Origin of the sequence: Streptomyces sp. NPDC093801 (assembly GCF_040701585.1) — a bacterium.
GTDB lineage: Bacteria > Actinomycetota > Actinomycetes > Streptomycetales > Streptomycetaceae > Streptomyces.
Window position 1 is genome coordinate 99580 of the sequence record NZ_JBFBDP010000024.1, and the last position, 14420, is coordinate 113999.

Sequence of the window (14420 nt, forward strand, 5' to 3'; positions counted from 1 at the left end):
CGCGTGGGGCGAAACCTAGCGGTGCAAGTTTGTCGCCGACCCCGCCCCGGGTCCACCCCCGACCGGAGCGGCGGGCCCCGCGGCCTGGGCGGGGAGGCGTACGGCCGCCCCCGCGTCGGCGGCGGCCGGGGCCTGCGCGGCCGGAGCCTGCGCGACCGCGCCGCAGGCGGCCGGCTCGGCGCCGTCCATGGTGCGCGGCAGCTTCAGCGCCATCACCGCGCCCGCCAGCAGCAGGCCGGCGCTGACCACCAGGGTCACGTGCAGCCCGTGCACGAAGGAGTGCCGGGCGGCGGCGGCCAGGGACTGCCCGGCCGCGCCGCCGAGGTGGGCGGCGATCTGGTAGGCCTCGCCGAGGGAGTTCGCGGCGCCCGCCGAATCCTCGGCTGGCACCCCCGGAACGCCGAGCAGGCCGGGCCGGTAGGCGGCGTTCATCACGCTGCCGAGCAGGGCGATGCCCATGCCCGCGCCGAGCTGGTACGAGGTCTCGCCTATGGAGGCGGCTCCGCCCGCGGCATCCACCGGGGCCTCGCTGAGCATGGACTCGTACGCCGCGAACAGGGTGGTCTGGAGGCCGAAGCCGAGCAGGACGAACCCGGCGGTCAGCAGCACGGGCCGGTCGTGCTGGCCCATCAGCGTCAGCAGCAGCACCGCGCCGGCGGTCAGTACGAAGCCCAGCGAGACCATCGTCCGCGGGCCGACGCGCTGGAGGGTGTACGAACCGGTGGCCCCGGCGGCCATCGCGGCGAAGGTCAGCGGCAGCAGCCGCAGGCCGGTCTCCAGCGGGCTCAGGCGCAGCACCAGCTGGAGGTACTGGACCGCGATCAGCTCCAGGCCGACCAGGGCCAGCATGGCGAGCACGATGCAGCCGACGGAGGTCGAGAAGGCGGCCCGGGAGAACATCCGCATGTCGATCAGCGGGTGCTCGCGCCGCTTCTGGCGGCGCACGAAGAGGACCAGCAGCACCGCGCCGAGGACCAGCGGGACCAGGGCCTGGGGGTCGGCGAGCTGGCGTTCGGCGCCGATCCGCTTGACGCCCAGGACCACGCCGAGCACGCCGGCGGCGGCCATCAGCGCGCCCAGTACGTCCCAGGGACCGTCGGCCGCGCCCCGCGACTCGGGCAGCAGCCAGCGGCCGAGGGGCAGGATCAGCCCCATGAGCGGGATGTTGATGAGGAAGACGGAGCCCCACCAGAAGTGCTGGATGAGGAACCCGCCCAGGACCGGTCCGCTCGCCGCGCCGATCGCGGCGACGGCGGTCCAGATGCCGATGGCCAGGGCCCTCTCGCGCCGGTCGGGGAAGACCTGGCGCAGGATCGACAGCGTGGCGGGCATGATCATCGCCCCGCCGACGCCGAGCAGGGCCCGGGCGCCGATCAGCACCTGGGCGTCGTCGGCGAGGGCCGCGATCGCGGAGGCCGCGCCGAAGAGCGTGTAGCCGAGGAGCAGGATCCGGCGGCGGCCGACGCGGTCGCCGAGGGTGCCGAAGAGGATCAGCAGCGAGGCGCACACCAGCGGGTAGGCGTCCACGATCCACAGCAGCTCCTGCGAGCCGGGGCGCAGGTCCTCGGTGACGGCGGGGACGGCGACGTGCAGGATCGTCGCGTCGAGCGCGACGAGCACCAGGCTGACGCAGAGGACCGCCAGGACGACCCAGCGGTTGGCGCCGCCGGAGGCCTCCGTGATCCGCTGCCTCAGGGAGGGCTTCCTGTCGCCGGCCGTGTTCGTCCCCGACATCCATGTACCTCCCAGGTGATCCCTCGCACTCGGCGGACCAGCGTCGTGTGGCGCCGCGGGGTGGTGCCCTGTGCGGCGTCCTACGGGGTCCGGCATCGACACGCGAGTGAAGGGTCAGCGTACGCGAGTTCGTGTGGCCGACACGTGGTCAAGCTCTCATCCCGGCGGCGGCCCCCCTGTGGTGTGCGCCACTCGTCCCGCTCCCCCCTCCCCCGGCGTACACGCCCGGTCACGGCCCGTGGTTCTCGTTCCGTCCCCGGTTGCGGCGCCGTCGATACTCGTCCACGTGACAACTGTGCCCGCCTCCGGCGCTCCCCCCAAGGATCCCGGCCCCGGCCTCCGCCGGGCCGCGCCCGCGCTCGCCGCCTTCGCCGCGGTGCGGCTGCTCGTGCTGGCCGTGCTCGCGGTGTGGTGCGCCGCGGCCGGCAGCAGCCCGCACACGCTGCTGTCGGCGCGCTGGGACTCCCTCTGGTACGCCCGCATCGCCGCGCAGGGGTACGGGTACGAGGTGGTCCTGCCCAGCGGGGCCGTCCATTCCAACCTGGCGTTCTTCCCGCTGCTGCCGTGGCTGGAGCGGTGCGTGGCGGCTCCCTCCGGGCTCTCCTACGGCTCGGCCGGCCTGGTGGTCTCGGCGGTCGCGGGGCTCGCGGCCGCGTGGGGGGTCTTCGCCGTCGCGGACCTCCTGTACGGGCGGCGCGCCGGGGTGCTGGCGGTGGCCCTGTGGGCGGCGCTGCCGGTGGGGATCGTCCAGTCGATGGCGTACAGCGAGTCGCTGTTCACCGCCCTGGCCGCCTGGGCCCTGTACGGGGCGCTGCGCGGGCGCTGGCTCACGGCAGGTCTGCTCGCCGCGGGGGCGGGGCTGACCCGTCCGGTCGGGGCGGCGGTGGTCGCGGCGGTGTGGGTGGCGGCCGCACTGGCGTGGCGGCGCGGGGAGCGCTCGTGGCGGATGGCGGCCGGGGTGGTGCTGGCCCCGCTGGGGGCGGGGGCGTACGCGCTGTGGGTCGGGGCCCGGACCGGCGGGGGGCTGACGGGCTACCTGGACGTGCAGGCGGGCTGGGGCAACGGCTTCGACGGAGGCTGGGCGTTCGCCCGGTTCATCGGGGCGCGGCTGGCCTCGTCCGCCTTCCCCGCCGGGGTGGGCCTGATCGCGGGCGTGCTGCTGGTGCTGTGGCTGTACGCGCTGTGCGTGCGCCGCCGCCAGCCGGCCGCGCTCCTCGTCTACTGCGGGATCGTGGTGGCGCTGGCGCTGTGCGCCTCGGGGTACTTCGGCTCCAAGCCCCGGCTGCTGCTGCCGGCGTTCCCGTTGGTGCTGCCGCCGGCGGTGGCGCTGGCCCGGTGGCGGCCCGGGCGGGCGGCCGCCGTCGTCGGGGGGCTCGCCCTGGCCTCGGCGGTCTACGGGGCGTTCTGGCTCAACGGCTCGGGCCCGCCGTGACCCCGGCGCCGCCTGCGCATGATCACGGAACGGAACATTCCAATCCATGATTGCGCAAAGGAATTGAGCTGCAACGATAAACCTGCCGTAAGCGCGCGGACAATTGGCCGCGCAGCACTCCGAGAGCAGTTTCCGGGGAGTTCCAACGGGGGGCGAAATAACGGGAATTAAGTCCCGCGTGAGACGCACTCCACATCACATGGTCATCACAAAGCGCGCGATTCGCACGGGCCGTGCTTCGCCGCGCGGTAACGTCGATTGAGTGCGTACCGATCAATTGCTGACCCGTCTGGAGCCGGTGTTCGCCCGGCTGGACCGGGAACCAGAGCGACCGGCTCATCTGCAGACTCCGCAGATGAGCCGGCACCGCGTCGTGCTCCTCTCCGCGACCTTCGCCTTCTACGTGGCGATCGTCGTGGCCGTGCTGACGACGTCCTGGCTCGTCCGCCTGGACTGGCAGATCATGTTCTTCCGGCCCTACGAGCAGTGGCCGCAGATCCACGCCTTCCTCGACTACCTGGTCGTCCTCGGCCAGCGCGGCCCCACCGCGGTGATGGTCGCGGCCTGGCTCGGCTGGCGCTCCTGGCGGCAGCACACCCTCCGCCCGCTGATCGCCCTCGGCGTGGCCCTGCTGCTCCTGAACATCACCGTCGGCTCCGTGAAGCTCGGCCTCGGCCGGCTCGGTCCGCACTACGCCACCCAGATCGGCTCGGCCGAGCTCTTCGCGGGCGGCGATATATTTCCTTCCGGCCACACCGCCAACGCCGTCGTGACCTGGGGGATCCTGGCCTACCTGGCCTCCACCACGGTCACCCGGCGGGTGCTGTCGATCCTCTCCGGCGTGCTCTCGCTCAGCGTCGGCGCGACCACCGTCTACCTCGGCACCCACTGGGTGAGCGACGTCCTGCTCGGCTGGACCGCCGGCCTGCTGATCATGCTGGCGCTGCCCTGGTTCGAGCCGCTGATCGCCCGCTCCGAGGCGTACGTCTTCGAGCTGCGCGAGCAGTGGCGCCGCCGGCTGGAGGACGGCCGGGTCTCCGAGCCCGTCGCCGCCGCGCTCACCCCGCTGCTCTCGGCCGGCGGCAAGTGGCAGCCCCGGCGGGCCGACGCGGCCGAGGCGGCGCCCGCCGCCGCCCCGACGGCCGCCGGCGGGCACTCCCCCGCGCTGCGGCCCGGCGGGCACGCCCACCCGGTGTCGCGGCCCCACCTGATCCGCTCCGAGCGCACCCCGGTCACGCCGGCCGGCAGCCGCCGCCCGGCCCACACCGAGCGGACCGCGGCCGCCCGCAGCGCCCGCCCGGCCACCGGCAGCTGACACCCCGCGGGGCGGTACGCACACCCACCCCGCACCACGACGGCGGCCCGGTTCGACGAACCGGGCCGCCGTTCATATGTCCGGCCCGTCAGCAACGCGCCCGGACGTTCCTCCGTACCGGGTCACGCTTGTGTCACGGGTTGTCGACAGCCGCGACCACCGAATCGCCCATTCCCCCGACGGAATTCAAATCCCCCCGAAGCGAATTCCCGTTCTCTCCCGCGCTCTCCAGCGCACGGCCGAGAAGGTCCCGCAGAGCCCGGATCCGATCGCCCAGCTCCGGGGGCTCCACCACCTCGAACTCACACCCGAGCAGCATGATGTGAATCACCAGGACATCGAGGTTCACCGCCCCGGTGCGCAGCAGGCAGCCGTCCGCGCCGAGCGGCTCCAGCACCCCGTCCGAGGGGCCGACGACCCGTGCCGCCACCTCGGCCGGAACCTTCAGCCGCACCACCGCGCGGGCGGCGTACGCGCGCTGCGAGACCCCCTCGGACACGTACGCGGCGAGGTCTTCGGCCGGGGCCGGACGCGGGGCGAAGCGCGGGCCGTGCGGCGGGCGGGGCTCGATCCGGTCGGCGCGGAAGGTCCGCCAGTCCTCGCGGTCGAGGTCCCAGGCGACGAGGTACCAGCGGCGCTCGGTGCACACGAGCCGGTGCGGCTCGACCGTCCGGCGGCTGACCGCCCCGCCGTGGTCCCGGTACCCGAAGCGCAGCCGCTCGCCGTCCCGGCACACGGCGGCGAGCTCGGTGAGCACGGCGGGGTCGACGGTGTCGCGGCCGGGCCCGCGGAGCATGGGCACGGTGAACTCGTTGAGCGCGCCGACCCGTCCGCGCAGTCGGCCCGGCAGCACCTGCTCCAGCTTGGCGAGCGCCCGCACCGATGCCTCCCCGATCCCCTCGACCCCGTTCCCGGCGGCGGTGCGCAGCCCGACGGCGACGGCGACGGCCTCGTCGTCGTCGAGCAGCAGCGGCGGCAGCTCGGCGCCCGCGCCGAGCTGGTAGCCGCCGCCGGTGCCGGGGCTGGCGTTGACGGGGTACCCGAGCTCCCGCAGCCGGTCGACGTCCCGCCGGACGGTCCGGGGCGTGACCCCGAGCCGCTCGGCCAGGTCGGCGCCGGTCCACTCGCGGTGGGCCTGGAGGAGGGAGAGGAGGCGCAGCAGCCGCGCGGAGGTCTCGAGCATCGGCCCAGTGTCCCCTTTTTCGTGCGGTGCTCGCGGGGCTCGGCCGTGGCCGGCCTCCCCGGCTTCGCACCGCTGCGACGGACTCCGTCCGCCGGGCGCCGGGCGGGGTCCCCTGACCCCGATACCGGGCGCGGCGCGCCCGGTATCGGGGTCAGGGGCGGAGCCCCCGGGAACCGGGGGCGGCTACTTGGGGGGGTACGGCGGCCGAAGTCGCCGGAGCCGGGGCGGCCGGAACCGGAGTCACCGGGTTGGGACGCGCCGGAGGCGGAGTGGCCGGGGGCAGGGTCGTGGCCGGGGGCTCGGGGGCCGTGGGCGGGGCCGGGGGTGGGGGGAGGGTGAGGAGGAGGCCGGGGCGGAGGGCGGACGGGTCCGGGCCGATCACGGTGCGGTTCGCCTCGTACAGGGCCCGCCAGCCCCCCGCGACGCGGTACCGCCGCGCGATCCCCTCCAGCGTGTCCCCGCCCCGCACCGCGTGCATCCGCCCGGCCAGCCCGTACCGCTTCGCGCACACCGGCCACGCCTCCCACCCCTGCGACCCGAGCACGTCCTCCGCGACGCGGATCTGCTGCTCCCGCGTCGCCAGGTCGGCCCGCGCCGCGTACGCGAGCCCCCCGTGCTCCACCCACGTCGGCTGCCAGAACTGCAGGCCCCCGTAGAAGCCGTTGCCCGTGTTCACCGACCAGCGCCCGCTGCTCTCGCAGTCGGCGACGCAGTCCCACGGCCACTCCCCGCCCGGCCCGCAGTCCCCCGGCCCGTGCCCGATGACGCCCGGCGAACCGGGACGCACGGCCCCCGCCGGCCCGGGGGCGGGCGGGGGCGGCGCCGCGACCGCGCCGGCGCCCCACGGGAGTACGAGCACCAGCGCGGCGCAGACCGCGAACGCGGCCCGCCGGAGACGGACATCGGGCATCGCGCCACGCTACGCAGCGCCCGCCCCCCCGACCGGGCCGCCACGCGGCGGACCCCCGCGCCCCACCCGGACGGCCGACCGCCGCACCCCGCCCAAACAGCCAGCACCGGCCACCAACTGCGCACAACCAAGCAACAGTTGCCACAAAAACGAAGCCGCCTCCGAGCGGTTCACTCGTTCGGGTGGCCGGTTCGATTCCGTTCCCTCGGACGGCGTGACCCCGGCCGAGCCTCGGGCGTTGATCCCGGCGAGCCGGGAACCCCCCGGCCTCCGCACGAATGAGGAGCCCCCCCGTGCCGCGCATGCTCGACGTCAGTCTTGAGGTACGTGCCGAGATCGGTGACGAAGAAGCCGACAGGCTGCTCACCGGCGACGACGCCCCGGGCAGTTACGACTGCACCTCCTGCCGCACCCCCGGCGACCCCGAGACCGACCCGACGAGCACCGTGCTGTTCGTGGGCGAGGAGACGGCCGTCCTCGCCTTCGCCCACGCCGGCTGCATCCCCTCCCAGGTGGTCACGGTCTCCGAGGCCGAGCTCCAGGGCGCGGTCCGCAGCATCACCGGTGACAGCCCGGCCCCGGAGCCGGCGGCCCCCGCCGGCGAGGTCCCGCAGAGCGTCCCCGGCGGCCAGGCCGTCCTCGGCATCACGAGCGGCCTGATCCTGATCAACGGCGAACTCCACCCCGCGCTGGTCGTCGAGCCGACCGCGCCGATCGCCCGCCCCGGCACCACCGGCCCCGGCGACGACTTCCTGCCGCTCCTCATCGAGCAGGGCTTCATCCCCGTCACCGACACCAACCAGGTGCCGTCCGCCCTGGAGGGCTGGTCGGTCCTGCTCGCCGGCGGCCAGCTGCACGCCGTGCTCCAGCCCGGCGCGGGCGGCGGCCCCCAGGCCTCCTGGTGGCAGGCCCACCAGGCGCTGTCCGTCACCGACGGCTGGCGGGCCGCGGTCAACAAGACCCAGCGGGTACTGGTCTACGCCGCCCCGGTCGGCTCCATCGGCCAGCAGCCGCGCGAGGACCTGCTCCGCGACGCCCTGGACAAGGCCGCGAGCAACGGCAAGCTCGTCGCGGCCTCCATGCCCCTCGCGGGTGCCCCGGGCGCCTGAGCCCGCCCTCTCCTTCTCCTCCCCGCCGGAAACGGCCGCCCGTCCTCCCCGCGAAAGGGGCCGGGTGGCATGCGCCGGGGGTGCGCGGTCCGTCCCGCGCACCCCCGGCGATCTGCGTTTTTTACGCCCCGTCACCCCGCATCCGCAGGGCCGCGGTTTCGTTGGCTGATACGTGCATGCATACGACCCCTCCCGCGCCCCGTCCCACCCGCACAGCGTCCCCCCGATGCGCCCCGCACTGGACCGGGACCACGCTCCGGCCGCCTCGCACACCCCGATCTTCGACGCCCTGTACTCGGAGTACCTGCGCGCCTTCCGGGCCCTGCCGGGCGACCGGACCGGCGAGGAGGACCTCGGCTTCACCGCCTTCTCGTACGGGTCCTCCTACGGCTCCCCGTACGGCGGCTCCTACACCGGCTCGTCCGGCCTCTCCTACGGCAGCGGCTCGTACACCGCCGGGTGGAACGGTTCCGCATGGCAGCGGGCCGATCCCTGGCAGCCCGCGTACCCGCCGGCGCCGATCGTCCCCCAGCCCCTGTACGCCCATGCCGGCGCCACCGCGTCCGGGACCGCGGCCGGCCCCGGATACGGCGACGGGCGGCAGCACCACACCGGGATGCAGCACATCCCGGCGGCACTGCCGCCCGCTCCGCGCCGGGGCTACTGACCCCGGCGCGCTGCCGCTACTTCTTCTTCTTGTACTGGGCGCCGCGCTTCTCGCGCACCCGCACCGAGATGTGCAGCGGGGTGCCCTCGAAGCCGAACTCCTCGCGCAGGCGGCGCTCGATGAAGCGCCGGTAGCCGTGCTCCAGGAAGCCGGAGGCGAAGAGGACGAACCGCGGCGGCTTGCTGCCCGCCTGGGTACCGAACAGGATGCGGGGCTGCTTGCCGCCGCGGATCGGGTGCGGGTGCGCGGCGACGATCTCGCCGAGGAAGGCGTTGAGGCGGCCCGTGGGGACGCGCGTCTCCCAGCCCGCGAGGGCGGTCTCGATCGCCGGGACCAGCTTCTCCATGTGGCGGCCGGTCTTCGCGGAGACGTTGACCCGGGGCGCCCAGGAGACCTGCTGCATCTCGGTCTCGATCTCGCGCTCGAGGTAGTAGCGGCGCTCCTCGTCCAGCTCGTCCCACTTGTTGTACGCGATCACGATCGCGCGGCCGGCCTCGACGGCCATGGTGATGATGCGCTGGTCCTGGACGCTGATGCTCTCGGTGGTGTCGATCAGGATGACCGCCACCTCCGCCTTCTCGACGGCGGCGGCCGTACGCAGCGAGGCGTAGTAGTCGGCGCCCTGCTGGAGGTGGACCTTCTTGCGGATGCCCGCCGTGTCGACGAACTTCCAGGTGACCCCGCCGAGCTCGATCAGCTCGTCGACCGGGTCGCGGGTGGTGCCGGCCAGCTCGTTGACGACGACGCGGTCCTCGCGGGCGACCTTGTTCAGCAGCGAGGACTTGCCGACGTTCGGGCGCCCGATCAGGGCGATGCGGCGCGGGCCGCCGATCGGGGCGCCGCCGAAGGTCTGCGCGGGCGCCTCCGGCAGGACGTCGAGGACGGCGTCGAGCATGTCGCCCGTGCCGCGGCCGTGCAGCGAGGAGACCGGGTACGGCTGGCCCAGGCCGAGGGACCACAGGTAGGCCGCGTCGGCCTCGCCGCTCTGGCCGTCGACCTTGTTGGCGCACAGCACGACGGGCTTGCCGGCCCGGCGCAGCAGCTTGACGACGGCCTCGTCGCTGTCGGTGGCGCCGACCTTGGCGTCCACGACGAAGACGACCGCGTCTGCGGTCTCGATGGCGTACTCGGCCTGGGCGGCGACGGAGGCGTCGATGCCGAGGACGTCCTGCTCCCAGCCGCCGGTGTCGACGACCTTGAAGCGGCGGCCGGCCCACTCGGCCTCGTAGGTGACGCGGTCGCGGGTGACGCCGGGCTTGTCCTCGACGACGGCCTCGCGGCGGCCGATGATGCGGTTCACCAGGGTCGACTTGCCCACGTTCGGGCGGCCGACGACGGCGAGGACGGGGAGGGGGCCGTGACCGGCCTCCTCGATCGCGCCTTCGACCTCTTCGAGGTCGAAGCCTTCCTCCGCGGCGAGCTCCATGAACTCCGCGTACTCGGCGTCGCCAAGTGCTCCGTGGTCGTGCTGGTCGTTCATGAAGTCCGTTCCTCGTCGTTCGTGGTGATCGGTGGTACCCGCGCGGCGGGCGCCACTACTGGTTCAAGTCTCGCTCAGCGGCCGGTGAGGCGCTTGGCGTCGGCCAGGTGGGCGGTCAGCCGGTCCTGGATGCGTACGGTGGCCGCGTCCAGCGCGGTCCGGGTGCGGCGGCCCGTGCCGTCCCCGGCCTCGAAGGCGGAGCCGAAGACGACGTCGACGCGGCTGCGCAGCGGCGGCAGGCCCTTGACGAGCCGGCCCTTGGCGTCGGTGCTGCCCAGGACGGCGACCGGCACTATGGGCGCGCCGCTGCGGACCGCGAAGTAGGCGAGCCCGGCGCGCAGGGACGCGAAGTCCCCGTCGCCGCGGGTGCCCTCGGGGAATATCCCCAGGGCGCCGCCTTCGCCGAGGACGTCCAGGGCGCGGGTGATGGCGGTCCGGTCGGTGCCGGCGCGGTCCACCTTCACCTGCCCGATCCCCTCCAGGAAGGGACCGAGGGGCCCGACGAACGCCTCCTTCTTGATCAGGAAGTGCAGCGGCCGGGGCGCGGTGCCCATGACCAGCGGGCCGTCGAGGTTGTGGGAGTGGTTCACGGCCAGGATGACGGGGCCGGTGGCGGGTACCTTCCAGGCACCCAGCACGCGCGGCTTCCAGAGCCCGTACATGAGCCCGATCCCGATGCGTCTGCCGACCGCCGCACCCTTGAGGGAGGGCGTATCGCTCACTTGCTCCGCCGCTCTTCCACCAGCGTCACGACGCACTCGATGACCTGGTCGAGGGTGAGCTCGGTGGTGTCCACCTCGACGGCGTCGCCGGCCTTGGCCAGCGGGGAGGTCTTGCGGCCGGAGTCGGCGGCGTCCCGCTTGATCAGGGCTTCCTTGGTGGCGGCGAGGTCCGTGGCCTCCTTGCCGCGCAGTTCGCCGCTGCGGCGGGCGGCGCGGGCCTCGGCGGAGGCCGTCAGGAAGACCTTGAGGTCGGCGTCGGGCAGGACGGTGGTGCCGATGTCCCGGCCCTCGACCACGATCCCGTCGGCCTGCGCGGCCGCCTCGGCGGCGATGGAGCGCTGGAGGTCGGTGATCAGGGTGCGCACCTCGGGGACGGCGCTGACGGCGCTGACCTTGGAGGTGACCTCCTGGGTGCGGATCGGGCCGGAGGCGTCCAGGCCGTCCACGGTGATGGTGGGCGCGGAGGGGTCCGTCCCGGAGACGATGGCCGGCTTGCCGGCGGCGAGGGCGATCGCCTGCGGGTCGTCGGTGTCGATGCCGTTGGTGATCATCCACCAGGTGATGGCCCGGTACTGGGCACCGGTGTCCAGGTAGCGCAGCCCGAGCTTGGCGGCCACGGCCTTGGAGGTGCTGGACTTGCCCGTGCCGGAGGGACCGTCGATGGCGACGATCACGGCGGACGGAGCTACGGATTCCACGGTGCGGGCACCTTCCTGGTTGCGCGGACGAGTCCGGGCGCGCCAATAGCGCCCCTCCCCAGGTTACCGGCCCCGCGCACCCGCCGGTCCCGGGCGGTCGGCGGGGGCCGCACGGCCGGGCTCCGGGCCGGGCCGGAGCGGGCGTCCGCCGGGCCGGAGCGGGCGTCCGCCCGGCCCGCGGGCCGGGCGGACGGGGACGCGCCGGATGGCGGGAACGCGGGACCGCGCCGGGTGGCGCGGGCGGCAGCCCGGTTCGAGGGGCCCGTGCCCCGTCGGGGTCCCTACTGCTGGCGCAGGGCCCAGCCGCGTTCGCGGAGCTCGGTGGTCAGGGCGGCGGCGGCCCGCGGCTCGACCATGAGCTGGACCAGGCCCGCCTGCTGGCCGGTCGCGTGCTCGATCCGCACGTCCTCGATGTTGACCCCGGCCCGGCCGGCGTCGGCGAAGATCCGCGCCAGCTCGCCGGGCTTGTCGCTGATGAACACCCCGACCGTCTCGTAGGCCGTGGGCGCCGCGCCGTGCTTGCCCGGGACCCGCACCCGTCCGGCGTTGCCCCGCTTGAGGACGTCCTCGATGCCGGCGGCGCCGCCCCGGCGCTCGGCCTCGTCGGCGGACTGGAGGCCGCGCAGCGCCTCCACCGTCTCCTCCAGGTCGGCGGCGATGCCGGCCAGGACGTCGGCGACCGGGCCCGGGTTGGCGGAGAGGATCTCCACCCACATCCGGGGATCGGAGGCCGCGATCCGGGTCACGTCGCGGATGCCCTGGCCGCACAGCCGGACCGCCGTCTCGTCCGCCTCCTCCAGGCGGGCGGCGACCATGCTGGAGACCAGCTGCGGGGTGTGGGAGACGAGCGCGACCGCCCGGTCGTGGGCGTCGGCGTCCATCACCACGGGGACGGCCCGGCACAGGGCGACGAGCTCCAGCGCCAGGTTCAGCACCTCGTGGTCGGTGTCCCGGGTCGGGGTCAGCACCCAGGGGCGGCCCTCGAACAGGTCGGCCGTCGCGGCCAGGGGGCCGGAGCGCTCCTTGCCGGCCATCGGGTGGGTGCCGATGTAGGCGGAGGTGTCGGCGCCCAGGGCGGCGAGCTCGCGGCGCGGACCGCCCTTGACGCTGGCCACGTCCACGTAGGCCCGGGCCAGCCCCCGCCCGATGGCGTCGGCCAGCGCGGCGGCCACGTGGGCGGGCGGCACGGCCACGATCGCGAGGTCGACCTGGCCCTCGGGGGCGTCGTCGGTGCCGGCGCCGAGGGCGGCGGCGGTCCGGGCCTGCGTCGGATCGTGGTCGATGAGGTGGACGGCGATCCCGCGGGCGGTCAGGGCGAGCGCCGCGGAGGTGCCGATCAGTCCGGTTCCGATGACGGCGGCGGTTCTCACGGGGGCGCTCCAAGGTGATCGCTGACGGCTGGTCCTGACTCAGGGTAGCCAGCGGATACGCCCTCGGTCCCCTGCGGTCCGCCCTGTGGACGGCAGCGGACCGACACGAGCCGCCGGGTGCGCCCGCGGGGCCCGTCTCCGGTAGAACGACCGCATGATCTTCCACATCGTCCCGCTCGCGGACTGGAGCGCCGCCCCCGAGCTCCCGTACGCCCCGCCCTCGCTCGCCTCCGAGGGGTTCGTCCACTGCTCGGCGGACCGCCCGACCGTCCTCGCCATCGCGGGGTCCCACTACCGGGAGGTTCCCGGCCCCCTGCTCGCCGTGGAGCTCGACGAGGCGGCCCTGACGTCGGAGGTCCGCCGCACGGGCGGCCCGAAGGACCCGTACCCGCACGTCCACGGGCCGTTGAACCGGGACGCCGTGCTGCGCGTGTGGGAGGTCGTACGCACGCCCGGCGGCGGCCCGGCGGAGCTGACCCCCTGGCGCCGGGGCGGGTGAAACCGGAGCGGCGGGCTTCTGCCGGAGCCCGTCGCGCGCCAGGATGCTGCTCGCCGCCCCCGCCACCGACCGAACCACGGAGCTCCCATGACTGAGTCACAGACCGCCCGGCGCACGGTACTCGCGGCCGGAGCGGCCGCCCTGGCCGGCGGCACGCTCGCCGCCTGCGGAGGCGGGACGGAGAAGTCCGCCACCGAGCCGGCGGCCCCGTCCGCCCCCGCCGCCCAGCCCTCCGCCGCCGCGTCGGCGGCCTCCTCGCCGGTGGCGTCCGCCCCGCCGCGGGCCGCGAAGGCCCTCGTGGCCTCCTCCAAGGTGCCGGTGGGCGGCGGCACGGTGCTCAAGGAGGAGAAGGTGGTGGTGACCCAGCCGACGGCCGGGTCCTTCCGCTGCTTCTCGGCGGTGTGCCCGCACCAGGGGTGCCTGGTGAACAAGGTCGCGGACGGCACCATCGACTGCCCGTGCCACGGCAGCAGGTTCCAGGTCTCGGACGGCGCGGTGACCCACGGTCCGGCGACGCGCGGCCTGGAGGAGAAGAAGATCACGGTGGCCCCGAGCGGCGAAATCTCGCTCGCCTAGCCGGGACCCGGCCGCCTACCCTCCCCCGCATGGACGACCTCACCCTGGTCCGGGACCACACGATCTACGCCTGCGTGATGGGCTCCCGCGCCTTCGGGCTGGCCACGGAGGCGAGCGACACCGACCGGCGCGGTGTCTACCTCGCCCCCACGCCGCTCTTCTGGCGGTTCGAAAAGCCCCCCACGCACGTGGAGGGGCCGCGGGAGGAGGAGTTCTCCTGGGAGCTGGAGCGCTTCTGCGAACTCGCCCTGCGCGCCAACCCGAACATCCTGGAGTGCCTGCACTCCCCCCTGGTGGACCGGCTCACCCCGGTGGGAGAGGAGCTCCTCTCGCTGCGCGAGGCGTTCCTCTCCCGCCGGGCCCACGCCACCTTCACCCGCTACGCGGTCTCGCAGCACCGCAAGCTCGTCGCGGACGTCCGCCTGCACGGCGCCCCGCGCCGGAAGCACGCCATGCACCTGCTGCGCCTGCTCCTGTCCTGCCGCGACCTGCTCCGCTCGGGCCGCCTGGACATCGACGCCACCCCGTACCGCGACCGCCTCCTGGCGGTGAAGCGGGGCGAGCTGACCTGGGAGGAGACGGACGCCTGGATGACCCGCCTGACGGAGGAATCCGAGGCGGCCCTCACCTCCACCCCCCTCCCGCCCGGCCCCGACCTGCCCCGCGTGGCCGACTTCCTCCACCGCACCCGCCGGGCATCGGCCGCCCGGTCCTAGGCCGTACCG

Annotated in this window: 13 protein-coding genes and 1 pseudogene; 7 read left to right on the forward strand and 7 right to left on the reverse strand. The window is 74.7% G+C overall.

Features of this window, described 5'->3' with window-relative positions:
• Positions 1-15 precede the first annotated feature (15 nt).
• The gene (locus tag AB0469_RS26945) at positions 16-1734 is read right to left on the reverse strand and encodes an MFS transporter (RefSeq protein ID WP_366454027.1); all 1719 of its coding nucleotides are present in this window, start codon (positions 1732-1734) and stop codon (positions 16-18) included.
• 295 nt (positions 1735-2029) lie between these two features.
• Between AB0469_RS26945 and AB0469_RS26950 the strand changes: the two genes are divergently transcribed.
• Both AB0469_RS26950 and AB0469_RS26955 read left to right on the forward strand, forming a co-directional pair.
• Complete coding sequence (locus AB0469_RS26950; protein ID WP_366454073.1) at positions 2030-3166, forward strand: hypothetical protein; 1137 nt, start codon at positions 2030-2032, stop codon at positions 3164-3166.
• 262 nt (positions 3167-3428) lie between these two features.
• Positions 3429-4481, forward strand: a complete 1053-nt coding sequence (locus tag AB0469_RS26955) for a phosphatase PAP2 family protein (protein ID WP_366454028.1) — start codon at positions 3429-3431, stop codon at positions 4479-4481.
• Between the two features lie 133 nt (positions 4482-4614).
• Here the strand turns inward: AB0469_RS26955 and AB0469_RS26960 are convergent, their stop codons facing one another.
• Both AB0469_RS26960 and AB0469_RS26965 read right to left on the reverse strand, forming a co-directional pair.
• Entirely contained in the window at positions 4615-5664 is a 1050-nt protein-coding gene (locus AB0469_RS26960) for a YafY family protein (RefSeq protein WP_366454029.1), read from the reverse strand.
• A 331-nt stretch (positions 5665-5995) separates the two neighbouring features.
• A pseudogene (locus tag AB0469_RS26965) lies at positions 5996-6574 on the reverse strand (transglycosylase family protein); the annotation flags it as partial.
• 293 nt (positions 6575-6867) lie between these two features.
• On the opposite strand from AB0469_RS26965, the gene AB0469_RS26970 reads away from it, so the two are divergent.
• Positions 6868-7683, forward strand: a complete 816-nt coding sequence (locus AB0469_RS26970) for a hypothetical protein (protein WP_366454030.1) — start codon at positions 6868-6870, stop codon at positions 7681-7683.
• A gap of 226 nt (positions 7684-7909) precedes the next feature.
• Positions 7910-8350: a hypothetical protein gene (locus AB0469_RS26975; protein ID WP_366454031.1), complete on the forward strand. Its 441-nt coding sequence runs from the start codon at positions 7910-7912 to the stop codon at positions 8348-8350.
• A gap of 16 nt (positions 8351-8366) precedes the next feature.
• On the opposite strand, the gene der is transcribed toward AB0469_RS26975, so the two are convergent.
• The 4 genes from der to AB0469_RS26995 form a co-directional block, all read right to left on the reverse strand.
• A complete protein-coding gene (gene der / locus AB0469_RS26980; protein ID WP_366454032.1) occupies positions 8367-9830 on the reverse strand; it encodes a ribosome biogenesis GTPase Der in 1464 nt (487 codons plus the stop codon).
• A gap of 74 nt (positions 9831-9904) precedes the next feature.
• Positions 9905-10492: a lysophospholipid acyltransferase family protein gene (locus AB0469_RS26985; RefSeq protein WP_366454074.1), complete on the reverse strand. Its 588-nt coding sequence runs from the start codon at positions 10490-10492 to the stop codon at positions 9905-9907.
• A gap of 56 nt (positions 10493-10548) precedes the next feature.
• Positions 10549-11250 (reverse strand): (d)CMP kinase, encoded by a 702-nt coding sequence (gene cmk / locus AB0469_RS26990; protein WP_366454033.1) that lies wholly within the window; start codon positions 11248-11250, stop codon positions 10549-10551.
• Positions 11251-11531: 281 nt separating this feature from the next.
• Complete coding sequence (locus tag AB0469_RS26995) at positions 11532-12620, reverse strand: prephenate dehydrogenase (RefSeq protein WP_366454034.1); 1089 nt, start codon at positions 12618-12620, stop codon at positions 11532-11534.
• A gap of 154 nt (positions 12621-12774) precedes the next feature.
• Here AB0469_RS26995 and AB0469_RS27000 point away from each other — a divergent pair, with 154 nt between their 5' ends.
• The 3 genes from AB0469_RS27000 (at position 12775) to AB0469_RS27010 (ending at position 14411) form a co-directional block, all read left to right on the forward strand.
• Positions 12775-13119, forward strand: coding sequence for a DUF952 domain-containing protein (locus AB0469_RS27000; RefSeq protein WP_366454035.1), 345 nt, complete (start codon positions 12775-12777; stop codon positions 13117-13119).
• A gap of 87 nt (positions 13120-13206) precedes the next feature.
• The gene (locus AB0469_RS27005) at positions 13207-13695 is read left to right on the forward strand and encodes a Rieske (2Fe-2S) protein (protein ID WP_366454036.1); all 489 of its coding nucleotides are present in this window, start codon (positions 13207-13209) and stop codon (positions 13693-13695) included.
• Positions 13696-13724: 29 nt separating this feature from the next.
• Positions 13725-14411: a nucleotidyltransferase domain-containing protein gene (locus AB0469_RS27010; protein ID WP_366454037.1), complete on the forward strand. Its 687-nt coding sequence runs from the start codon at positions 13725-13727 to the stop codon at positions 14409-14411.
• Positions 14412-14420 lie beyond the last annotated feature (9 nt).

Coding starts and splice junctions, on each gene's coding strand:
- AB0469_RS27000 (WP_366454035.1), top strand. CDS start 12,775: ATGATCTTCCACATCGTCCCGCTCGCGGACTGGAGCGCCGCCCCCGAG.
- AB0469_RS27010 (WP_366454037.1), top strand. CDS start 13,725: ATGGACGACCTCACCCTGGTCCGGGACCACACGATCTACGCCTGCGTG.
- AB0469_RS26960 (WP_366454029.1), bottom strand. CDS start 5,664: ATGCTCGAGACCTCCGCGCGGCTGCTGCGCCTCCTCTCCCTCCTCCAG.
- AB0469_RS26945 (WP_366454027.1), bottom strand. CDS start 1,734: ATGTCGGGGACGAACACGGCCGGCGACAGGAAGCCCTCCCTGAGGCAG.
- der (WP_366454032.1), bottom strand. CDS start 9,830: ATGAACGACCAGCACGACCACGGAGCACTTGGCGACGCCGAGTACGCG.
- AB0469_RS26975 (WP_366454031.1), top strand. CDS start 7,910: ATGCGCCCCGCACTGGACCGGGACCACGCTCCGGCCGCCTCGCACACC.
- AB0469_RS26985 (WP_366454074.1), bottom strand. CDS start 10,492: ATGTACGGGCTCTGGAAGCCGCGCGTGCTGGGTGCCTGGAAGGTACCC.
- AB0469_RS27005 (WP_366454036.1), top strand. CDS start 13,207: ATGACTGAGTCACAGACCGCCCGGCGCACGGTACTCGCGGCCGGAGCG.